This window comes from Thermoanaerobacter sp. CM-CNRG TB177 (assembly GCF_018588165.1).
Taxonomy (GTDB): domain Bacteria; phylum Bacillota; class Thermoanaerobacteria; order Thermoanaerobacterales; family Thermoanaerobacteraceae; genus Thermoanaerobacter; species Thermoanaerobacter thermocopriae.
The window spans coordinates 1-390 of record NZ_JAFCAC010000035.1; the positions used below are offsets into that span (position 1 = coordinate 1).

The 390-nt window shown below is 55.6% G+C and carries 1 rRNA gene; it reads right to left on the reverse strand.

Annotated elements, in window-relative coordinates:
* Nucleotides 1-82: 82 nt before the first annotated feature.
* A 23S ribosomal RNA gene (locus tag I4N53_RS01960) occupies nucleotides 83-390 on the reverse strand; the annotation flags it as partial.

Genomic DNA, 390 nt, shown 5'->3' on the forward strand with positions numbered 1-390 from the left:
TCCGTGTTCGGAATGGGAACGGGTGTTTCCCCTCCGCTATCGCCACCGGAAATCTAGACCCTCAAAACTGCACAAAGCCTTATCGGTCAAGTCCTCGACTGATTAGTACCGGTCAGCTAAGAGTGTTTCCACTCTTACACCCCCGGCCTATCTACCTCGTAGTCTTCGAGGTGTCTTACCCCTCTCGGATGGGAAACCTAATCTTGAGGCGGGCTTCACGCTTAGATGCTTTCAGCGTTTATCCCTTCCGAACTTGGCTACCCAGCTGTGCACCTGGCGGTGCAACTGGTACACCATCGGTTCGTCCACCCCGGTCCTCTCGTACTAGGGGCAGTGCCTCTCAAGTTTCCTACGCCCGCGACGGATAGGGACCGAACTGTCTCACGACGT